This window comes from Paraburkholderia phymatum (assembly GCF_038900715.1).
In the GTDB taxonomy this organism is placed as follows: domain Bacteria; phylum Pseudomonadota; class Gammaproteobacteria; order Burkholderiales; family Burkholderiaceae; genus Paraburkholderia; species Paraburkholderia phymatum_A.
Genome location: NZ_JAYMRZ010000010.1, coordinates 115,958 through 137,731, shown reverse-complemented (window position 1 = coordinate 137,731; position 21,774 = coordinate 115,958). Strand labels below are relative to the sequence as shown.

General features: G+C 64.2%; 17 protein-coding genes and 2 pseudogenes. 10 read left to right on the top strand and 9 right to left on the bottom strand.

Annotated features, from left to right (window positions below):
• Window positions 1–97: 97 nt before the first annotated feature.
• From VSR68_RS19645 to VSR68_RS19635, 3 genes and pseudogenes are all read left to right on the top strand, one after another.
• Window positions 98–268: pseudogene (locus VSR68_RS19645) on the top strand (porin); the annotation flags it as partial.
• Between the two features lie 167 nt (window positions 269–435).
• A complete protein-coding gene (locus VSR68_RS19640) occupies window positions 436–1,179 on the top strand; it encodes an NAD(P)-dependent oxidoreductase (RefSeq protein WP_342941423.1) in 744 nt (247 codons plus the stop codon).
• The gene (locus VSR68_RS19635) at window positions 1,176–1,316 is read left to right on the top strand and encodes a hypothetical protein (protein ID WP_342941422.1); all 141 of its coding nucleotides are present in this window, start codon (window positions 1,176–1,178) and stop codon (window positions 1,314–1,316) included. The genes VSR68_RS19640 and VSR68_RS19635 overlap by 4 nt, the downstream gene beginning before the upstream one ends.
• A 30-nt stretch (window positions 1,317–1,346) precedes the next feature.
• Here the strand turns inward: VSR68_RS19635 and VSR68_RS19630 are convergent, their stop codons facing one another.
• Window positions 1,347–2,897: a PLP-dependent aminotransferase family protein gene (locus VSR68_RS19630; protein WP_342941421.1), complete on the bottom strand. Its 1,551-nt coding sequence runs from the start codon at window positions 2,895–2,897 to the stop codon at window positions 1,347–1,349.
• Between the two features lie 413 nt (window positions 2,898–3,310).
• On the opposite strand from VSR68_RS19630, the gene VSR68_RS19625 reads away from it, so the two are divergent.
• From VSR68_RS19625 to VSR68_RS19615, 3 genes are all read left to right on the top strand, one after another.
• Window positions 3,311–5,209 carry an AI-2E family transporter gene (locus VSR68_RS19625; RefSeq protein WP_342941420.1) on the top strand — a complete coding sequence of 633 codons (1,899 nt, stop codon included), beginning with the start codon at window positions 3,311–3,313 and terminating at the stop codon, window positions 5,207–5,209.
• Window positions 5,210–5,403: 194 nt separating this feature from the next.
• Window positions 5,404–6,489, top strand: a complete 1,086-nt coding sequence (locus VSR68_RS19620) for an alpha/beta fold hydrolase (protein WP_342941419.1) — start codon at window positions 5,404–5,406, stop codon at window positions 6,487–6,489.
• 368 nt (window positions 6,490–6,857) lie between these two features.
• Window positions 6,858–7,826 carry a hypothetical protein gene (locus tag VSR68_RS19615; protein ID WP_342941418.1) on the top strand — a complete coding sequence of 323 codons (969 nt, stop codon included), beginning with the start codon at window positions 6,858–6,860 and terminating at the stop codon, window positions 7,824–7,826.
• 251 nt (window positions 7,827–8,077) lie between these two features.
• On the opposite strand, the gene VSR68_RS19610 is transcribed toward VSR68_RS19615, so the two are convergent.
• The gene (locus VSR68_RS19610) at window positions 8,078–9,571 is read right to left on the bottom strand and encodes an amino acid racemase (RefSeq protein ID WP_342941417.1); all 1,494 of its coding nucleotides are present in this window, start codon (window positions 9,569–9,571) and stop codon (window positions 8,078–8,080) included.
• A gap of 352 nt (window positions 9,572–9,923) precedes the next feature.
• Here VSR68_RS19610 and VSR68_RS19605 point away from each other — a divergent pair, with 352 nt between their 5' ends.
• The 3 genes and pseudogenes from VSR68_RS19605 to glgA all read left to right on the top strand — a co-directional run bounded on the left by VSR68_RS19605 (window position 9,924) and on the right by glgA (window position 13,226).
• Window positions 9,924–10,391, top strand: a complete 468-nt coding sequence (locus VSR68_RS19605; protein WP_342941416.1) for a response regulator — start codon at window positions 9,924–9,926, stop codon at window positions 10,389–10,391.
• Between the two features lie 224 nt (window positions 10,392–10,615).
• Entirely contained in the window at window positions 10,616–11,203 is a 588-nt protein-coding gene (locus VSR68_RS19600) for a BPSL1445 family SYLF domain-containing lipoprotein (protein WP_342941415.1), read from the top strand.
• Window positions 11,204–11,641: 438 nt separating this feature from the next.
• Window positions 11,642–13,226, top strand: a pseudogene (glgA, locus tag VSR68_RS19595) (glycogen synthase GlgA).
• A gap of 72 nt (window positions 13,227–13,298) precedes the next feature.
• Here glgA and glgX read toward each other — a convergent pair.
• Together glgX and VSR68_RS19585 are read right to left on the bottom strand one after the other, a co-directional pair.
• The gene (gene glgX / locus VSR68_RS19590) at window positions 13,299–15,470 is read right to left on the bottom strand and encodes a glycogen debranching protein GlgX (protein WP_342941414.1); all 2,172 of its coding nucleotides are present in this window, start codon (window positions 15,468–15,470) and stop codon (window positions 13,299–13,301) included.
• A gap of 143 nt (window positions 15,471–15,613) precedes the next feature.
• On the bottom strand, window positions 15,614–17,218 hold the full coding sequence (locus VSR68_RS19585) for a sensor histidine kinase (RefSeq protein ID WP_342941413.1): 1,605 nt from the start codon (window positions 17,216–17,218) through the stop codon (window positions 15,614–15,616).
• A gap of 441 nt (window positions 17,219–17,659) precedes the next feature.
• Here VSR68_RS19585 and VSR68_RS19580 point away from each other — a divergent pair, with 441 nt between their 5' ends.
• Complete coding sequence (locus VSR68_RS19580; protein ID WP_342941412.1) at window positions 17,660–18,091, top strand: response regulator; 432 nt, start codon at window positions 17,660–17,662, stop codon at window positions 18,089–18,091.
• A gap of 188 nt (window positions 18,092–18,279) precedes the next feature.
• Here VSR68_RS19580 and VSR68_RS19575 read toward each other — a convergent pair whose 3' ends face one another.
• The 5 genes from VSR68_RS19575 to VSR68_RS19555 form a co-directional block, all read right to left on the bottom strand.
• A complete protein-coding gene (locus VSR68_RS19575; RefSeq protein ID WP_342941411.1) occupies window positions 18,280–18,489 on the bottom strand; it encodes a hypothetical protein in 210 nt (69 codons plus the stop codon).
• Between the two features lie 162 nt (window positions 18,490–18,651).
• Window positions 18,652–19,506 (bottom strand): 2OG-Fe(II) oxygenase, encoded by an 855-nt coding sequence (locus tag VSR68_RS19570; RefSeq protein WP_342941410.1) that lies wholly within the window; start codon window positions 19,504–19,506, stop codon window positions 18,652–18,654.
• A 203-nt stretch (window positions 19,507–19,709) separates the two neighbouring features.
• Window positions 19,710–20,183, bottom strand: coding sequence for a nuclear transport factor 2 family protein (locus tag VSR68_RS19565; protein ID WP_342941409.1), 474 nt, complete (start codon window positions 20,181–20,183; stop codon window positions 19,710–19,712).
• Window positions 20,184–20,324: 141 nt separating this feature from the next.
• Window positions 20,325–21,587 (bottom strand): patatin-like phospholipase family protein, encoded by a 1,263-nt coding sequence (locus VSR68_RS19560; protein WP_428983540.1) that lies wholly within the window; start codon window positions 21,585–21,587, stop codon window positions 20,325–20,327.
• A complete protein-coding gene (locus VSR68_RS19555) occupies window positions 21,541–21,744 on the bottom strand; it encodes a hypothetical protein (protein ID WP_342941571.1) in 204 nt (67 codons plus the stop codon). The genes VSR68_RS19560 and VSR68_RS19555 overlap by 47 nt, the downstream gene beginning before the upstream one ends.
• Between the last annotated feature and the right edge of the window lie 30 nt (window positions 21,745–21,774).

Below are 21,774 nucleotides of genomic sequence, written 5' to 3'. Positions count from 1 at the left end.
CTATCGTTGTTTCCGCAATATTCCGCATTGGATGGCGATGCACCGCAATTGCGCGTCTCATCTCACAGTAAGTTGCGCCAGAGAAAAACAATAGGCGTCGAAGCGCACCGACCCCTACATGACGGCGGCGTTTCAGCATGCGAGCGGCCAGACGCGCGACGCCACCACCAACACGATCACCGACGCGCAGGCATCGATCGGCTCGTATGGCTATGCAGGCACGAGCCACCAGGAGATGGTCAACCTCGGCATTCGCCACAAGTTCTGAAACGGCATGCGATGCATCGGCTGCGCGACGCCCGATGCATTTTCGTCGCGCGCGTCCGACCGAAATTGGCTCAATCATTCTCTCGATAATGGCTCTTTCTACAGGCCATTACGATCGGTAATCTCCGTGTGACGGGCTGCGAAGCCCACCTATACGGAGATCATCGGATGAACATGAAAGTCTTTCTTGCGGGCGCGACGGGTGCCGTCGGCAGCGCGCTCGTGCCTCTGCTCGTCGATGCGGGCTATACCGTCTATGGCAGCACGCGCCGCCCCGAACGCGCGGCGCGGCTCGAACAGACAGGCGCAGTACCCGTCATCGTCGACGTGTTCGATGCGCATGCGCTCGGCGAAGCGCTGATGCGCATCCAGCCCGCGTGTGTGATCCATCAGCTGACCGACCTGCCACCCGCGCTCGATCCTTCGAAGATGGCGAACGCGCTCGCGGGCAATGCGCGGATTCGCGACGAAGGCACACGCAATCTGCTGGCGGCGGCGTTGGCGGCGGGCAGCACGCAGTTCATCGCGCAGAGCATCGCGTGGGCTTATCGCGAAGGCGCGCAGCCCTACGACGAAACACAGCCACTCGACACACATTCCGAAGGCAGCCGGCTCGTCACCGTGCGCGGGGTCGTGTCGCTCGAAACGCAGGTGCTGGAGGCGCCGCTCGCCGGCGCCGTGCTGCGCTATGGGCAACTGTATGGACCGGGGACGGGCTTCGATCACGCGCACGGCGCGAGCCCGCTGCACGTCGACGCTGCGGCGTTCGCCGCGCTGCTCGCATTGCAACGCGGCACACGCGGCGCATTCAACATCGCCGAAGACAATCCCGTCGTGTCGACGGAAAAGGCGAAGCGCGAACTCGGCTGGTCGGCGAACTGGCGGCGTCCGATTGCGGGCGTCGAGCGATGAACGCCGCGCGGCAGGCTCATCGCGATGTGCGGCATGCGCGGACGCTCGCCACGCTGTCGCTGCTCGCTCGCTCCGCAAAACTGCTCGCCGGGTTCGTCACCGATTCGGATTGCGCGCCGCTCGTGCTGCCGCCCTGAACGGGGTACACGCGCTCACGCGCTCGCGCTTCACGTGAGGTACAGCATCCGCTGCAACACGCGCGCAAGCGTTCTCGCCCCCGCGTCGATCTCTTGCACGCCGATGCCCGCGAAGCCCAGCACGAGACCCGCAGGCGCTTCGCGCTGCACCGAGTACGACGACAACGCTCGCGTCTCGATGCCCGCTGCGGCGGCAAGACGGGCGGCGAGCGCATCGTCGGCGCCTGGGGGCAGGAACGCGGGCGCATCGAGTCCCGCGACGATGGGCGGCAGGGCAAGCAGGCCCGTCCAATGCCGGCGCGCCGCTTCGCGCAGCGCCCCGGCACGCTCGCCATACAGCTCGCGCATGCGGCGCACATGCCGGCCCGCGTGTCCCTCGGCGATGAACGCGTGCAGCGTCGCCTGCTGATCGAGCGGCACATGACGGCTCGTCAGCGACAGCGCCGCGACGAACGGCTCGACGAGACGCTCGGGCAGCACCGCATACGCGATGCGCAGCGCGGGGAACAGCAGCTTGCTGAACGTGCCGCAATAGATCACATGATCCGCGTTGTCGAGACTTTTGAGCGCGGCAAGCGGACGCCCTTCGAAGCGATATTCGCTGTCGTAGTCGTCCTCGATGACGAGCGCGCGATGCGTGTGCGCCCAGTCGAGCAGCGCGAGCCGCCGCTCCAAAGAAAGCGCGGGACCGAGCGGCGCCTGCCGCCCCGCCGTGACGTAAGCGAGCCGCGCGTGCGGCGCGAGTTGACGGCCCGCCGCGACATCGATGCCGTTCGTATCGACGGGCACGGCGGCGATGCGCGCGCCCGCCGCTTCGAACAGCAGACGCGCGCCGGGATAGCCAGGGTCTTCGAGCCACACCGTATCGCCGGGATCGAGCCATAACCGCGCCGACAGATCGAGCACCTGCTGCACGCTGCCGACGATCGCAATATGATCCGCCGAGCACGCGATGCCGCGCGTCACGCGCACGTGCGCGGCAATCGCCTCGCGCAGCGGCGCATAGCCTTGCGCCTCGCCGTCCGCGAGCATCGAGCGGTTCGACTGGCGCGAGCGGCGCGCGGCGACACGCGCCCACAGCGCGAACGGAAACGCCTGCAAATCGGGCTGGCTCGGACGAAACGCACGCGACGGAAACGAGCGCCCCTCGACGGCAAACATGCTGCGCGCGAGCAGCCGTCCACGCGCGGACAACCCGATGCCTGCAGTGCTGCCGCCATCAGCAGACGGGCCGACGCTCGCCGCCCGACGAACAGCCCGCGCGTTAGCCGATGCCGACGCCGAAACCGACACCGGCGCGGACTCGAGCCGCACATCCGGCAGTTCGCTCGCGACGAAACTGCCGCGCCCGACGGCTCCCGACAGATAACCCTCGGCTGCCAGTTGCGCGAACACGCCCAGCACCGTGCCGCGCGACACGCGATGACGCGCGGCCAGGTCGCGGGTCGCGGGCAGGCGCGCGCCAGGTGCAAGCCGCCCGTCCAGGATCGCCGCGCGCAGTTCGCCGTATAGCCAGCGCTGCAACGGCATGCCGTCGGGTCGCGCGTTGAGCGCGATGTCGATTTCGGTTGCGCGGCGCATTTTCGATGTGACTCCTTGCGTAAATGGCTCGATGTGCAATCGACGGAACGTTAATTCCACCAGGCCAATTCCGGCATTATGCCGACACAACAATTCTCTACGTCAGACAAAAGCCGGCCGCGCAATTGATAAACTGCAGTAGTCGGCGAATGCGCACCGGACACACTTTTCCGCCCGGCCTGCCTCTTGCTTCACGTTGCAGACCCGCCAATGGCGCGCGTCACCCGCCGACAGACGAACATGCCGAGAACAACCGTGTCAGGCAAAGCCCAGGCAAGCTGCCGCCGCGCATCGATTGCGTGGACGGTGAAGCTGTGCCGCATACCGCGCTCGCGCATCGCCTTGCAAACGCGTCCTGTCCCACGGGACAAATCTGCTGCGGGCCGGTCGCCGCGCCCTCTTTCGACGACGTCATGAAACTGCCCCTCACCCCGCAACGGCCTTCCGGCAACCGGGTCTATCCATCGGGAACGCCGGGGCTGCATGGCCTCACGTCGGTGATTACGTTCGTGGTCGTCGTATGCGGGCTGTACTTCGCGCGCGAGGTGCTGATCCCCATCACGCTCGCGGTGCTGCTGAGCTTTTTGCTCGCGCCGCTCGTCGGCCTGCTGCGCCGGTTTCATTTCGGACAGTTGCCGTCGATCTTCGTCGCGGTGCTCACGGCTCTCGTCACGCTGCTTGCCGTCAGCACGCTGATCGGCGCGCAGGTCGCGCAGCTCGCGAGCTCGCTGCCGCAATATCAGGCGGCCATTGAGCGCAAGGTCGAGACCGTGCAGGAGAAAACGGTCGGACGCGCCGATGCGCTCCTCTCGCGCGCCGCCTCCGCGCTCGCGCGCGTCACGCCCGACCGTCCTGCGCCGCCTCACGAACCGGGCCGCTCGCAGAAGCCGACCGTCGCGGCGCCGCTGCCCGTCGAAGTCCACGAGCCGATTCCGTCGCCGCTGGAGGTCGCGCAGCGCGTGTTCTCGCCGGTCGTCGGGCCGCTCGAGACGATGTTCATCGTGCTCGTCGTGACGATCTTCATCCTGTTGCAGCGCGAGGATCTGCGCGACCGGCTGATACGCCTGTTCGGCGCGCGCGATCTGCATCGCACGACCACTGCGATCAACGATGCCGCGAGCCGTCTGTCGCGCTACTTCGTCGCGCAACTGGGCGTGAATCTCGGCGCGGGCGCGACGATCGCGATCGGACTCGCGATCATCGGCGTGCCGGGCGCGCTGCTGTTCGGCGTGCTGACTGCGCTGTTGCGTTTCGTGCCGTATATCGGCACATGGATCGCGGGGCTGCTCGCCGTGATTCTCGCGGCCGCGATCCAGCCGCAATGGACGATGGCCGTGTGGACGCTCGTGCTGTTCGTCTCCATCGATGTCATCGCCGGGCAGGTCGTCGAGCCGCTGCTGTATGGGCATAGCTCGGGACTTTCGCCGCTTGCCGTCGTCGTCGCGGCGATTTTCTGGAGCTGGCTGTGGGGGCCCATCGGCCTCGTGCTGTCGACGCCTCTCACGTTGTGCCTCGTCACGCTGGGCCGCTATGCGGAGCGTCTGAAGTTCCTGACGGTGCTGCTCGGCGATCAGCCCGCACTCACGCCCGCGCAGAATTTCTATCAGCGGCTGCTCGCCGACGATCCGCACGAAGCAATCGTGCAGGCCGACCGCTTCCTGAAAGAGATGCCCCTCACGCGCTACTACGACGACGTCGCGCGCGAAGGCTTGCGGCTCGCGCGCAACGATGCGCTGCGCGGCGTGTTCGCGCCCGAGCAGCTCGCGCGAATGAACGAGACGCTCGTCGATATCGTCGAGAACCTCGAGCAGTTCGAAGGCTTGCCGGAGCACAAGCCCGACCCGAATGCGCTCGATGCGCTGCCCGCCGTGCTGCCCGAAGACGCCGCCGCGCAACGCGTCGTGTGCGTGGCGGGCCGCGGCGCATTCGACGAAGTCACGACGGCCATCGCGCTGCAATTGCTGACGCGCCGAGGCTTCGCGCCCGTCGTGACGAACTACGCGCACTTCAGGCGCGGCCACGCGGATACGCTCGGCATCGAGGGTGCGGCGATCATCTGCGTGATCACGCTCGATGCGCCCGAAGCGCCGCCCTATCTGCGCAATCTGTTGCGGCGCATTCGCGAGCGCGTGCCCGGCGCGCAACTGATCGTCGGTATCGGCGGACAATCGGCGCGCGTCGATGAAGTGGGCGCGCTGAACGGCACGCACAACGCGAACGCATTCGGCGATCTCGTCAATCAATGCGTGCAGGCCGCCTGCGCGATGGCCTCGCCGCTCGTCGAGAAGTCGGCTCGCAGTATCGGCGCGTGAACGGGCCGCCCGTCGTTCAGCTCATTCATGTGGCTGGGCAACGCGTCACGCGCTTCATACGTTCAGCGTATTTCTAACGATGAGACGTCGTTTGCCCGCATGTTCATGCGGCAAAAAATCCCTGCGGTGATAAGCTGAATGAAAGCGCGCGTTGCATTGTCCGCAAGCTTTCGTCATTCGCTGCCGGGAGGCCCATGCCCGCGTCCGCCCCGCATTGCAGGCAACAGATACGGCTGTGCACGGCCCGCGACGGCGTGCGCATCGCGTATGCGACGACAGGCAAGGGACCGCCCATCGTCAAGGCCGCAAACTGGCTGAGCCATCTGGAATTCGATCTCGACAGTCCCGTCTGGCATCACATGATTGCGGAGCTGTGTCGCGAACACACGCTGATCCGCTACGACCAGCGCGGCTGTGGTCTGTCCGATCATGACGTCGCGGATATCTCGTTCGATGCGTGGAAGCACGATCTCGTCTCCGTCATCGATGCGAGCGGCGCCGATCGCTTTGTGCTGCTCGGCATTTCGCAGGGCGCATCGATTGCGATCACGTATGCCGTTGCGTTCCCCGCGCGCGTATCGCATCTGATCCTCCACGGCGGCTATGCACGCGGAAGGCTCGTCCGTTCGCGCACCGAGCAGGCGCGCGAAGAAGCCGAGACGCTGATCAAGCTCGCCGAGATCGGCTGGGGCCAGCACAATCCCGCGTTTCGCCAGTTCTTCACGACGCAGTTCATTCCGGGCGGCAGCGCCGAGCAGCATCGCTGGTTCAACGAACTCGAACGCATTTCGACCACGCCGCAAAACGCCGCGCGCATCATGCGCGTATTTAATAGCATCGACGTCGTGGATCTGCTGCCGCACGTGCAGTGTCCGACGCTCGTCATGCATGCGGTGCGCGATGCGCGCGTGCCGTTCGAAGAAAGCCGCCTGCTTGCCAGCATGATTCCGGGCGCGCGCTTCGTGCCGCTCGAAAGCGACAACCATCTGACGCTCGATAGCGAGCCCGCGTGGCAGCGCTGGCGCGATGAAGTGCGCGCGTTCCTTCCGCCCGCGAATGCCGCCGACCCGGTGTTCTCATCGCTCACGCGGCGCGAGCGCGAGATCGTCGAACTGATCGCGGGCGGCCGCGACAATGCGCAAATCGCCGCGCGACTCGGCCTCTCCGAGAAGACAGTACGCAATCACATCACGAGCATCTTCTCGAAGCTCGAAGTGGAAAGCCGCGCGCAGGCGATCGTGATGGCGCGCAAGGCAGGCTTCGACGCGCCCGCTGCGTGACGATCACGTAAAACGATCACACAAAACGATCACGTAAAACGATCACGTGACGCTCATGCGCCGCTTTGCGCGGCGCACGTCAGGGCGCGCATCGGGGCGTCTGTCCCGGCTTTTTTCCGCGTTGTTGCAGTGCTCTTCGGCCACACCGGGACGCGCGTCTCATGTCCGCTGCGACGCCCGTCAACAGAATGCGTTCCTGAGCGATACGTCACGACACACAATACGCACCTGGCCGCGGCGCAGCGCTTTGAGTCGGCGCCTTCCTGCATCGTTCTCTTTCCGGCGCCATCCCCACTGCAATCCCGCAACTGCCTCATCGCAAGCACAGCCCGCTTAGCTTCAGCGCCGGGGCCGACAGGAGTTCGAAGATGCAAGCTGTAGAGTATTCACTGCCTTCTCATCGCTACGCAAAATGCGTCGAAGTGTCCAAGCGCATCCGCTGGGACATCGACAACGACGTGATACGCGGACGCACGCTCGATACCACTCAGAAGTTCTTGCCGGACGGTCTGTCCCAGGCCTATCGCCTGCCGTTCCTGAATGAAGCCGAACGCCGTTTCTGGTCGCAGGTGCAGGGACGTACTTACGCCAATATGTTCCGGCTCGTCGAACGCTTCATCGGTGCGAAGATGCTCGAACTCGGACGCGATCACGCGCTAGGCGACCAGATCGCGCTCGAAGCGATCGTGCGTCTCACCGACGAAGAACTGAAGCATCAGGAACTGTTCCGCCGCATGGAATTGCTCGCGGGCGCGGACATGCCCGCCGGTTATCGTTTCCTGCCCGATGCCGACGATGTCGCTTCCTTCGTGCTCGGCAAATCGACATGGTCGATTCTCGCGCTGACGTGCCACATCGAAATCTTCTCGCAGGTGCATTACCGGCAGAGCATCGAAGCCGACGACAGTCTGTCGCCGCTCTTCAAGGACGTCTTCATGTATCACTGGAAGGAAGAGTCGCAGCACGCGATCATCGACGAACTCGAATGGATGCGCGAGGACGCGAAGCTCGGCAAGCCAGAGCGCGACGCCGCTGTCGGCGATCTGATCGCACTGGTGGCGGGCGTCGATGGGCTCGTGCAGATTCAGGCGAAAGAAGATGCCGCGTACTTCTGCGAGCATGTGGACCGCACGCTGATGCACGCCGAAATCGCGGACGTGGAGGCGGCGATGCTCGACGCGTATCGTTGGCAATACATCGTGTCGGGTGTCGAAGAGCCGCGCTTTCGCGCGCTGCTCGGCAGCCTGATCGATGAAGAGCAAGGCAAGCGCATCTTCGACGCGCTCACGCCGATCATGAAGCCCACGCTGCAACGTCAGACGCTGCCGCTCATCTGAATCCGTTGCATCTGCGAGCAAGCGACAATGCAAAAAAAAGCCCCGGCACGCGAACGATGCCGGGGTCAAGCTTGCGCTGCTGTGTTCTGCTGCCCTACGCGTGCAAGGCGTGCAAGAAGAGGCAGTCTGAAGTCGGATGAAGAAATTATTGTGAAACGTTAGCAAAGAATGAGTTAACAATTCGACCGGTTCTTTTTATGGAAAGTCGCCGGAAAGGAAGTGAAATACGCGAGTCACGGCACAATTGCGCTTCAAAGAACTCCGGCATTAAGTGCCACGCCTTTTTCGACTCGCGCGGCTAATGCGGCATATTCGACGGGCACGCTTTCCAGCGGCGCTCTCGCCTGCTTTGCGACCGGCTTGCCTAAAGCGAACTCGACACAGCATTTCGCCAGCACGTCGGTCGGATCGACGAGGTGCGCGGTGCGGCCTCTGCGCGAAACCGTGGCCGCTTGCGGAAAGAGCAGCGGCAATTCCGTGCACGCCAGCAGAATGACTTCGACTTCCTGCAACAGCAGGCTCTCGATGGCGGCAATGATGTCGTCGACGCATTCGCCGCTCGTGAAGCCCGCTTTCACGCCGCGCGTCCCGTAGATTGCCTTCGTCACCCGTGCCTGCATGGCGGCGGACGGCAAGACCTGCGTCAGTCCGCGTGCTTCGAGCGCGACTCGATACACGCCGCTAGCAAGCGTGCCATCGGTGGCGAGCAGCCCGACACGTTCGACGGCGGGAAACGTCGCACGCAGATGATCGGCCGTCACGCTCATCATGCTGACGATGGGCACGCGCAAGCGCGCTTCGATCGGCGCGATGAATGCATGCGCGGTATTGCAAGGAATGGCGATCACATCGGCGCCGCCGTCTTCGAGTTTTCGGCAAGTCGCGTAGAGCGCGAGCGTCGGGTCCGCGCCGTTGCCCATCAGATGATCGGTGCGATCGGGGATCTGCGGGTTCTGTTCGACGATGATCTTGATGTGGTCCTGGTCGCGCACGGCCGGCGTATTGCGCACGACCTTGTGCATGAAGTCGACGGTCGCGGCGGGCCCCACTCCGCCGACGACGCCGAGCGTGACCTGATGCGCCGCCTTGCGATGATCGGCTGCGATCAGATGCTTCGCGTAGGCCGCGTATGAATCGACGATGGGTACCGCAAGCGTGCCGAGCCTTTGCACCGATAGCGCGCTATCGGTCGTGGCCGGCAACAGCACGTCGACGCCCTGCGCAATCAACGCATCGCAAGCGTCACGCAGCGCGCCCGCGCTCTTGACCTCCACACAGACCGCTTCTATACGCACGCGCTCGCCGTAGCGTTCGAAGAGCCGCCGTTCGCACAACAGCGGCGAAGTCAGCACGCCGACCCGCCGCGCGAACGGAAAACGCTGCCGGATATGAGCGAAGAGCGCAGCGATCATATCGACCACGACGACACTCGTATTGGCCTGCAATTCGTCGATGAACAGATGGCTCTCGAAACACGGCAACGCCACGGCCAGCACGCCGCGCGCTTCGAAATCGCGAATCGCGTCGAATGTGCGCAGCTTGTGTTCCGCAGAAGCGACAACAGGCGGATAAGGCTCGCGGCGCTTGTCATTCGCGGCGCGCTCGCCGGCAATATCGAGCGGCTGAAAATGACGTGCGGCCGAATTCGCGCAATGCATCTTGCGCAATAGCTCAACACTTGCGAGACGCGCCGCGCCGCCGACAATGCCGAATGCGCGCCGCCCAATAACAGACGATGGTTTCATTAAGCCCTCGCTGGCTTGTTTTATTGGAGGCACGCATTCCGGCAGCCGCATTGCGCGTTGCCGGCGCCCTGTTTCAATCGGCTTTGCCGCGCCATTCAGAATATAAATCCGAATGAACGCTTATGTCGCATGAATAAAGCCGATGGCCGACTCATAAACAACACGTTTTACGTTTATTCCTTTGCATTTGCGTGCAGCGATTATGTTCGCCGCTCTAATTCCGCTGGTTAACCCTGGCCAGCGCCGTAATTGTCAATTAAAGGCGTTGAATGCATTTGAAAACACTTCGCGTCTCGGGTCCGGCCCTTGCTCAATTCGGTGCCTTGGGGAGGTGTGACGGGAGATCAACGGGATGGCTACAAAAAGCTCGCGCGACAGCGATGACGTATTGCAATGGCGGCCGATTTCCACGCACATGTCCGATCACCGGCGCGTACTGGTCGTCGACGATTACGCGGATGCCGCCGATGCGCTGCAACTGCTGCTGTACGCGAATGGCTTCGAATGCCGCGCGATGCATGACGCCGGGCAAGTCTGCGCATTCGCGACCGAATGGCAGCCGTTTGCCGTCGTGCTCGACATCGCGATGCCGGGCGTCGACGGACTCGAACTGGCGCGCCGTCTGCGCGCGTCGCCGTCGACTTCGCACATGCTGTTGATCGCGTGCACGGGCTACGCATCGCAGTCCGACCGCGAGCGCGCGCGCGAAGCCGGCTTCGATGCGCATTGCGCAAAGCCGTTGACGCCGCAACGCCTGCTTGCCCTGTTGAAGCAGGCCGTGTCCGAATCCGATAACGCGCAGCGAAACGACGGCTTGTAATTTGTACACGCATCGCGCCGTTTATCGAGCGCATTCATACCATGCAGGTCTCATCGCGCTCGCCGCTGGCGACGCCGAACGTTGCGGGCGCAAAGTGGGCACGCGAACTGCTGTCATATCGTTAGTCCTTGCCCATCAAGGGTTTCACAACCCTCATCGGCGCGGTAATGCACCCAGGGAGGCGCAAACCGGCGGACTTTGCGTTGACAGACAGGAGAACTCAAATGCATAGAAGAAATTTCATATTCAGCACGGGTGCCGCACTCGCCGCCGGCAGCATGGCTCTCGCCGGCTGCACGACGACGCCTTCTAACTCCACGACAGCAACCAGCAACGCGGACAAGCGCAGAGCGATCAATTCGAGCGTCGACGAAACGCTGTCGCGCCTCTATACGAGCGTCCACGGCTCGCGTGAACTCGTCACGAAAGCGCGCGGCGTGCTCGTGTTTCCGTCGGTCATGCAGGCGGGCTTCTGGATCGGCGGACAGTATGGGCAAGGCGCATTGCGTGTCGGCGGGCAGACAGTCGGCTACTACAGCACGGCAGCCGGCTCGTTCGGCCTGCAGATCGGCGCGCAGTCGAAGGGCGTGATCTTTCTCTTCATGACGCAGGACGCGCTCGACCGCTTCCGCAACAGCCAGGGCTGGTCGGTCGGCGGCGATGCGACGGTCGCGCTGGTGAAGGTGGGCGCGAATGGCAACATCGACTCGACGACGGCCACGGCGCCCGTTCAGGCGTTCGTGCTGACCAACGCCGGCCTGATGGCGGGCATATCGCTCGAAGGCGCAAAGATCTCGCGGCTCGATATCTGAGTCTCGAACGCGAATTTGCGAGGGTGCAACGCGCCCCGCAAATTCGCAGCGCTGCCGCGGCTCGTCATGCGCCCCTGTAAAAAAGCGCCATTTTCAAGGCGTGTTTTACATCCCACCTGCGGCACGCATCGATTCACCAAGTTGACGCATTTCATCCCCTACAGTGCTCCATGCACGGCAGCACAGCCTGACGCAATGATCCGAGCAATGCGACGCCCCGCGCCGAAGCGTCAGCGCGGACGTCGCGCGCATATGGCACATTGCTTGCTGCTTATCGACGCCGCCCGTCCCACGCCTCTCGCCGACACGATCCGCCACGCGGATCGCGCCAGTCTTTACGGCAGCATTTCAAGCGTCTGATTCGATCCACTCGATCTACTTCTTTCACCGGGAGTCATAACCTTGGCGCTGAACGTCCTTCTCGTCGCCTCGGAGGCGATGCCGCTGGCGAAATCCGGCGGTCTGGGCGATATGGTGAGTGCGTACGCCACCGCGTTGCGCGATGCGGGCGTCGATTCGACCATTCTCTTGCCTGCGTACCCGTCGGCGCTCGCGCGCGCCAAAGGCGTCACGCCGATTTGCCGTATCGGTGGGCTGCCCGGCGGCGACGCGCGGCTCTTGCGCGCGCATGCCCGACACCGATGTGCCCGTGCTGCTGTTGCAGATGGACAACCTGTACAAGCGCGACAGTCTCTATCAGGACGATCAGGGCCGCGACTATCTCGACAACGCGATCCGTTTCGCGTCGCTGTCGGCGGCGGCCACGCGCATCGCGCGCGGCGTGCGCGGCGTGCAGAAGCCCGACATCGTGCACGCGCACGACTGGCACACGGGCCTCACGCCGCTCCTGATGAAGCTCGCGAACGTCAGAGCAAAGAGCGTGTTCACGGTCCACAACCTCGCGTTCCAGGGCAACTATCCGCTCGCGCTCGGCAGCTGGATGGGCGTGCCACCGGAACTGCTCGCGCCCGCGCTGTCGGACCCGCGCAGCATCGAATTCTATGGCGCGCTCAGCATGATGAAGGCGGGCATCGTGCACGCGCACCAGGTCGTGACCGTCAGCGAAAACTACGCGCGCGAAATCCTCACGCCGCGCTTCGGTCATTTGATGGAAGGCGTGTTGCATGCGTGCGCGCACAAGCTGTCGGGCATCACGAACGGGATCGACGGCAACACGTGGAATCCCGCGACCGATCCGCTGATCGCGCGCCCCTACTCCGCCGACGACGTGCGCGGCAAGCAGGCCTGCAAGCGCGATCTGCAACAGACGTTCGGCCTGACCGTCGATCCGTTCGCGCCGCTCGTCGCAATCGGCAGCCGTCTCACGTCGCAAAAGCTCGCCGACGTCGTGGCCGAAGCGCTGCCCATGATGCTCGCGCGCCACGCGCGCCTGCAAGTGGCGATTCTCGGCAAGGGCGACGCATCGCTGGAAGCGGCGATGCGCGATCTCGCGTCCGCGTGGCCGCGGCGCGTCGGCGTGCATATCGGCTATGACGAAGCGCTCGCGCACGTGCTGCACGCAGGCGCCGACATCCTGCTGCACGGCAGCCGCTTCGAGCCGTGCGGTCTCACGCAGCTCTACGCGATGCGCTACGGCACGATTCCTGTGGCGTCGCGCGTCGGCGGGCTGCGCGACACGATCGTCGATTACACGCCCGAGCGTTCGCCCGAACTCGGCCTGCCCGAAGACGGCGCGACAGGCTTCCTGTTCGACGGCGAAACACCGGAAGATGTAGCGGCCGCGCTGCAACGCGCGCTCGATGCGTTCATGCGGCCATCGTCCTGGCACACGCTACAGCGCAACGCGATGCGCTGCGATTTCAGCTGGCGCAAGCCGGTGCATGCGTATCTGAAACTGTATGGCGCATTGACGGACGCACGTCCGGCGCAACCGCGTGTCGATGTCGTGGCCGCCGCTTCCACACAGCGTCGCGCGAATGCGGGCGCTCAGGCTGCCAACGCGCGGTCCGGCTGGGCGAATGGCGCGGCTGCATCGCAGGAGACGGTGGCGCGCAGCGCGTGAATGTCTGACGTGTCAGCGACGGGCTTTGAGGTTCGATTTATTCAGCCCGTCGCTGAGATCTTGAGATAAGCGCTAGGCCGTCAGCCGTTCTTCGAGCCGATCGAAGATCCGTTGCGTTTCGCCCTTCGCGTGCAGCGCGAACAGCAGCATCGAGCGGCCCGTCACCTGATAGACATCGCCTGACTCGAAGTCCGGCAATTCGTCTCGCTCGGGCGCGTTCGTATCGATCATGCAGCTCCATTGATCGCTGCCCGGTATCTCCGGCAGCGTGAAGTCGACGACATCGTGATACGCGTTGACGACCAGCAGCAAGGTCGCATCGGATGCGGGCTTGCGAATGCCGCTCGCCTGCGCGCGCCCGTCGATCACAAGGCCGAAGCAGCGCATCGTCGCATCGTCCCATTGGTCGCCCGTCAACTCGACGCCTGCGGGACTCAGCCACTTCACGTCCATCACGCCGATGTCCTCGCGCATCTCGCCCGTGAGAAAGCGATTGCGTCGCAGCACGGGCAGCGCGTGGCGCAGCGTCGTGAGCTTGCGCACGAAGTCGGTGAGCGCGCGGCCGTCGTCGTCGATGCCCGCCCAGTCGACCCAGCTGATCTCATCGTCCTGGCAATACGCGTTGTTGTTGCCCATCTGCGTGCGGCCGAATTCGTCGCCGGCAAGCACCATCGGCGTGCCTTGCGAAAACAGCAGCGTCGCGAGCATGTTGCGCTTCTGGCGCTCGCGCAACGCAATCACTTCGGCATCGTCGGTCGGCCCTTCGACGCCGCAATTCCACGAACGGTTGTCGCTATGGCCGTCGTTGTTGTCCTCGCCGTTCGCTTCGTTGTGACGCTCGTTGTATGACACGAGATCGTTCAGCGTGAAGCCGTCGTGCGCGGTGATGAAGTTCACGCTGGCCCACGGGCGCCTGCCGCGCCGGTTGAAAAAATCGCCCGATGCCGTGATGCGTGTCGCGAGATCGGCGGCCTCGCCTTCGTCGCCTTTCCAGAACGCGCGCACCGTGTCGCGAAAGCGGTCGTTCCATTCGGCCCAGCCCGGCGGGAAGCCGCCCACCTGATAGCCGCCCGGCCCGCAATCCCACGGCTCGGCAATCAGCTTCACGCTGGAGATGATCGGGTCTTGCCGGCAACTGTCGAGAAAGCCGCCGCCTTCGTCGAAGCCATACGGCTCGCGCCCGAGGATGGTCGCGAGATCGAAGCGGAAGCCGTCGACGTTCATCTCCGTGACCCAGTAGCGCAGGCTGTCCGTCACCATCTGCAGCACGCGCGGATGCGACAGGTTCAGCGTGTTGCCCGTACCCGTATCGTTGATGTAGTAGCGGCTCTGCTCGGGCATCAGCCGGTAGTACGACGCGTTGTCGATGCCGCGAAACGACAGCGTCGGCCCGCGCTCGTTGCCCTCGGCCGTGTGGTTGTACACGACGTCGAGTATCAGTTCGAGGCCGGCGTCGTGCAGGCGGTCGATCATCGCCTTGAATTCGTCGACCGCGCCGGGGCCGCGCGCGAAGTAACGCGGATCGGCGGCGAAAAAGCCGATCGTGTTGTAGCCCCAGTAGTTGGTGAGTCCCTTGTCGAGCAGGTGTTGATCGTTGACGAACGAATGAATGGGCAGCAGTTCGATCGTCGTCACGCCGATACGCCGGATATGGTCGATCACGGCCTTTTGCGCGAGGCCGTCGAAGGTGCCGCGCATCGCTTCGGGCACGCCGGGGTGACGTTTCGTATAGCCGCGCACGTGCGTCTCATAGACGATCGTACGGTCCCACGGCACGCGGATGCGAGTGGGATGCGTCCAGTTGAACGTCTGATCGACGACCTGGCACTTCGGCATGAAAGGCGCGCTGTCGCGCTGGTCGAATGTGAGGTCGTCCTCAGATTTCAGCGTGTAGCCGAATAGCGACGGGTTCCAGCGCAACACGCCCACATGCGCCTTCGCATACGGATCGAGCAGCAGTTTGTTCGGATTGAAGCGATGACCGGCCTCGGGTTCATAAGGACCATGCACGCGATAGCCATAGACGGTGCCCGGCTTCAATCCGGCGACATGCACGTGCCACACTTCATCGGTGTATTCGGGCAGCTCGATGCGTTCGAGTTCCTTCTTGCCCTTGTCGTCGAACAGACACAACTCGACCTTCGTTGCATTGGCGGAGAAGAGCGCGAAATTGACGCCCCTGCCGTCCCATGTCGCGCCGAGCGGAAAAGGCAGGCCCTCGGCAATGCGGGAATCGATCGGCATGGTGTGTTCCTCAGGCGAATTGAACGGGCGCGGCGCATGCTGCATGCAAGGCAGCAGCGCTGCGAGCAGCAATCGATGTACCCAATCGATGTACCTATAGGCGAACGCTAACGCACTTCCGCGCGTTTCGCTCGACGACGGTGTCAACGATAGAGCGGCAGCGTCACCCTGAACGTCGAACCCTGACCGCGCCCCGCGCTCTCGGCCGCGACGGTGCCGTGATGCAGATCGACGAGATGCTTGACGAGCCATAGCCCGAGGCCGAGTCCCGCGACGCGCCCGCCGCTTTCGGGATCGACCTGGCGAAAGCGCTCGAAAATGCGCGTCAGCGCATCGGGCTCGATGCCGCAGCCCGTATCGCGCACCGACAGTTCGGCCTGCTGGCCCTTCACCGTCACGCTCAATTCGATTTCGCCCTGCGCGCAGAACTTCACCGCATTCGACAGCAGATTCCACGCGACCTGCTTCATCCGGCTTTCGTCGGCCATCACGATGCACGGCGCAAGCTCGCCGACCACGAAGCGCAGCCCTTTCGCTTCCGCCGACATGCGCATGTCCTCCGCGACGTTGCCAGCGAGCGCGCCCAGATCGACGGGCTGCAGGTTCACGGACAGCTTGCCCGTGGCGATCGCGCCGCTGTCGAGCAGATCGTCGACCATATGCGCAAGCTGATGCGCGTTGCGCTCGATCACGCCCGCCGCGCGCGTCACGTGCGCGGGATCGGCGGCACGTTGCAGCAGCGTGGTCCAGGACAGAATCGCGCCGAGCGGCGAGCGCAATTCGTGGCTCACGGCCGTGACGAAACGATCCATCGCGCGCGCCGCTTCGTCGCTATGCTTGCGCGCGCGCTTTTCCGATTCGGCGATCGCGCGCTGCTCGAGCTCGGCCTCCTTGCGCGACGTGATATCGAGCGTAAAGCCGACGATCGACTTCAGCGTGTTGTCGTCATGATGGCGCCCGAGCCCGCGCAGCAGTACCCAGCGCACCGTGAGATCGGGCCACGTGACGCGGAACTCGACTTCGAAGTGCTCGCGTCGAGCAAGCGCCCGTTGCATCGCGTCCTTCACGCGCGAGCGGTCGGCGTCGTCGATCAGCTCGTCGAAAAGGCGCTTCTCGGTGAGCGAGTCGGACGCAGAAAGGCCGAGATTGATCTTGCATTGTTCGGTCGCGTCGATCGCACCCGTCGCCGGATCGAGTTCCCACGCGCCGACATGCGCGAACTCGAGCGCCTGACGCAACTGCTCGCGATGCATGCGCAGTTCCGCGTTCGCTTCGTCGACCAGCACCTGACGCCGGCGCACCTGCGAACGCAGCGTTTCGCGCTCGCGCTCATCGCGTTCGGTGATCGCGAGCGACTCGGTCACGTCCATCATGCACATCGCGATCAGCGGCGCCTGGCCGTCGCTCGGCTCGATCAGCGACGCGCGCGCCTGCCAGTAGCGCGGCATCAGCGTGCCGTCGCTGCTGTTTGGCGCAGGTGTGTCATAACGGATCAGCGAAGAAAGACGCGGCTCGCCAGGCACGAGACCGGCTAGCAGCGAATCGAGCCAGCTGCGGCGCAATTCCCGCTGCGATTGCGGACCGACCTGATTGAGGTCGTGGATCGAACAGCCCTGGATGTCGGACAGCGTGACACCGTGCATCTCGCGATAACGCGCGTTCGCGGCCACGACCTCGCAGCGCTCGTCGAGGATGAGCCACGCGTCGGGCAACAGCTCGAATACCTGCGTGGCATCGACGGAGATCACTGTGCGCGATCGGCTGGATAGTCTGTCCATAGCCCTACAGTCTACCTGAAACGACACCATTAGACCCGACATAACGCGCCGCATGACGCGTATTGCGTGGCATGACGGGGCTTGAAGCCACACGGCATGACGCCGTAAAAAACATCATGGCCGCGGGTCAGAACTTACAACGGCATCGATAATTTTTGCGAAGCGCAACGCTCTGCGGCAGCAGCGCTCATGCCGCTTCACGCGTGTCCGCGCGCGGGGTCGAAACGTCCGGAAGCCTGCCCCTGCTTGGCGGCGACGTGTGTGCTTCATGGCTGCAAGATGACGATGCGGCCATTCGAGTGAACCGTGTCGTGCACTGGGCACGCGTCGTGCATGCGCCGGAACCAATTAAACGACGACACATCGCATGCGCCGGATTCCGGTCTGCGAGTAAGAAGCTTGCCTGTGTACATGGATTCGAACGCAATATCGGATAGCCGTCTTCCTACCATCCTGCTCATCGACGACGAGCCGGATCTGTTGATTGCATGGGCGCTCCTGCTCGAACTGGAGGGCTTTCACGTGCTCACGGCCTTCAATGCCCGCCAGGGCGTCGAACTGGCGCAGCGCGTGCATCCCGCGCTCGTGATCACGGACCTGATGATGCCCGAAATGAACGGCGCCGAAGTGTGCCGCACGCTCAAGAGCGATCCCGGACTCGACGGCATGCCCGTGATCCTGTGGAGCGCTTCGCCCGATATCCCTACCGATCTGAAGTGCGAATGCACGTTGCACAAGCCCGTTGCACGCGAGATCCTGCTCGGGCAAGTCGATCTGCTGCTAGGTCGCGAGCATGCAACCGATGCCGCTTCGCCGCGCTCGGGCAGCGCGTCGTTGAACTAGCCGGCTATCGTCTTTTGCTTTTGATGCGTTCCGGCATCCGCCTCGCGTATGAGCGCGCTGCATGAGCGCGCTTCCGCGCGCACGAGAGAAGAAACGAATCGAACTGAAACGGGCCGCGTCGCAACGCGGCCCACGCCTTGTCGTTGTACGCTCCCCGCGTTGCTCTTCGCGCGCGATCAGACGCGCCGTCAGCCTATCTCCGGCGCGCGCGTTTCGAGTGTGCGCAGCATGTCGTCGAGCTTGCGGGCACGCGTGCGCTGCGAGGGCACCAGCGCCGCCGCGAGCACGGTGTTCAGCCGGGTGCGCCAATACGAGAGCGGGAACCGATGCTCGGCGGCCATATGGCTGAGCACGCGCTCGAGGTGGTGCAACTCGCTTTCCAGTTGATAGTTGTCCATCGTTGGTCCCCGTGTTCTTTTTCCAGTCGGGACGGCGCTCGCGCGCCGCATCGAACGCCGGATATCCGCGCGTCCGTCCGGCGCAATGAGCACACGCCATTCCTGATTCTTTTATGCGCGCGCAAAGAGACTCGCGCGCCGGACTGCACCTTTGGACTGCACCTACACGTACGCGCGCTCGCGCATCCACTTGGTCATGATCCACTTCTCGCCGCCCGTGACAGGCGCACCGCCGTGCAGCGTCAGCGGATCGAGTTGCCCGCGTCCGTTCATGTAGCGGAAGTAGACGGCGCCGCCCCGTCGCGCCATCACGGTGATGCCCGCGTCCGGAAACACCGTCTCGCCGCCGCCTTCGACATCGCTCAGATAGACGATCAGCGTCGCGACCCGCTGGCCGCCGCGCGCCGTATGCAGCGCGCTGCCCGATTGCGCGGGCGGAAAATAGTCGAAATGCGGGCGATACTCGCCGCCCGCCCTGTAGTGCAGGATCTGCAGACCCTCGCCGTGTTCGAGCGGCCAGTTCATCAGCTCGGCGATGCGGCGGTCCAGCCGCTCGATGAACGCGTCCTCGCAGCGCTGAAACCAGAAGCCCTCGCTGGTGCGCAACGTGATGACGTCTTCCTGTCCGCTGTCGGGATTGACGGTCGTCGAGCGCTTCAGCCTGTTTCGCGCGCGCTCGATCAGCTCCGTGCATTCGTCGCCCGACAGCACGTCGTCGAATGCGATCACCTGCGGGCGATCGACGCGCAGCACGACGGGCACATCGCGGTCGTGCGTGCGCACGATATTGCCCGCGGCAACGGGACACGCATCGTATTCATAGGCACGCTCGCCGTCCGATGGCTTGACGGGGTCGGCCTCCACGCTGTTTTCGGCGACTGCGCGGCCCACGATCTCACGCGCAGCCAATGCATCGAAGCCCGCCTGCACCATCGCGTCGACCATCGATTCCTGCGTGCACCCGCGACTCACGTTGGTCGCGAGCCATTCCTGCCATGCAGCATCCACGACTTGCATTAGAGCCTCGCTATGTCGTTCGTTCTGCCTGCGTCGCAAACGGAATACCACGCATGTCCAGCGGCACGATGCCTGCCTGCATGGCGCCGCGCATGCACGCATTCCGCCTGCCCATCAGAGGCGCTTCCTGCGCCCTTCATGCTCCCCCTTCATGCGCGCTTCATGCCCGCTTCATGCGCCCTTCATGCTCGCCTCAGCCCGCTTCATGCGTTCCTTGCACGCCACGCCGCCAGCAGATGTCTGGCCTGCGCGCGGATCGCGTTCTGCGCGAACGGCGTCCAGCCGAACAGCGCGCCTTGCGCGCCGAATGCCTGACTCGCCCAGCGCCACAGATCGAAGCGATCGTGATGCTCGACGATCAGCGCGTCGCGGAACACGAAGCGCGCGTCGATCGGATTGACGACCGTCCTGCCCGTCTGACTGAACACATAGCTTGCGACCCAGTGCGCGCTGCCGCTGGCATCGTCGGCAGCGACATGACCGAAAGCAATCGTCAATTCCTGCGCGCGCGACACCAGCATGCGCCACATGTCGGACACTTCGGCGCCGTGCAGCTCGCCAAAGACGGGATCGCTGAACGTCACGTCGGGCGCGTAGCAGGCCGCCATCGCTTCGACGTCGAGCCGCTGGAACGCCTCGTAGAACCGTTCGATCAATGCCGCATTCGGATGAGTCATGTCGTTGTTGTCGTGGACGTCCCGGCTGCCGATGCCTTCATTCAAGGTACATCACGCCGATTTGTTTGCGCAATGTTTCAAGCGTGCCGCCGTCGTTCACCGTCGTTCACCGTCGTTCATCGCCCCTGCACGACGCGTGGTTCACGCCGTCTGCGTCTCCGATCGATGAATCGATATGCCTTCCATCGGGTCCGGCTCCGCGTTCCACGGCGCGCGTTCGATCATCCGTTGCGCGTCCGCATAGCCCGCCTGCCAGCGCCGCCTGATGCCGTCCGCCGAAAAGTCGATGTCCTTGTGCAGCTCGTCGCTGCCGAAGCTCGGCGCGTCGAGCTCGATCACCTGCATCGTGGTCCCGCAGCCCCAGTTGAGCAACTCCTTGACGGCCTTCGTATCGCGTTCGTTTTCGGGCAGATGCTTGCCCAGTTCGCGGATCACGTGACGCAGCCGGTGAATCTGCCGCTGCCGCTCGAGATGGCTCTCGGCGCGGCTCGAATACTGGATGTCGCGCTGGCGGCTCATCGCTTCGTGGATCGATGCGGGCTCGTCGCCGTGCGCGGGCCACAACTGCACGGTGAAGATCACCGAGCTGTGGCGCGGCCGGTCGTCGAGCACGGCTTCGAGCGGCGTGTTCGAATAGATGCCGCCGTCCCAGTACGCCTCGCCGTCGATGCGCACGGACGGAAAGCCCGGCGGAAACGCAGCCGATGCCATCACGTGCTGCACGTCGAGCGCTTCGTCGCGATTGGTGAAATAGCGCATCTGCCCGCTGCCGACGCCGACCGTGCCGACCGTCAGCCGCGTTGCCTTGCTGTTCAGATACTCGAAGTCGATCAATGACGCGAGCGTCTCGCGCAAGGGCTCGGTGTGATAGAACGCGGCGTGCTCGAGGCCGACGGGCACTTGCAGGCCGCCGAGCCACGCGTCTGCACGCGGCGTGAAGAACGCCGGAATGCCGTGCGACATGATCGACAGATTGCGCATCCATTGCTCGTAGCCCGGCATCCACGCGGCCCATGCGCTCCACGCGGCCGTCAGATACGCGGGGATGTTCGTGGCGGCGGACGCGGGCGCGAAGGCCGACAGCCAGTTGTTGTGATCGTCCGCGAAGCTCTTCCACGTGACGCGCTCCCAGAACGCGCGCAGACGGGTCATCCTGTCCGCCGGGCGATTGCCCGCGATGATCGCGCCGTTGATCGCGCCAATCGACGTGCCGATCACCCAGTCGGGCTCGATCCCCGCGTCGTGCAACGCCTCGTAGACGCCCGCCTGATACGCGCCGAGCGCGCCGCCGCCTTGCAGCACGAGCACGACCTGCGCATCGATCGCGGGATGCGCGGACGTTTCGCCGGCAACCGCTTCACGCGGACGCGCGGACGCGCGGGATGCCTGCGCTGCCGCATGCATCGACGGTTTTTTCACACGGCTCGGCCTGGTTGAGCTGGGCATTGCGTTTAGCCTCGTTCAGCAACGGTTTCGCGGAAGATTCGCTGTCCATTTTGACAGAGGCGGCCGGAGAAATCAGGGCAAGGCCGCGCGGACGCGTCGCGAGCAGCCGATTCACGCCGCTGCTCGCTGCTTCATGCTATCCGCG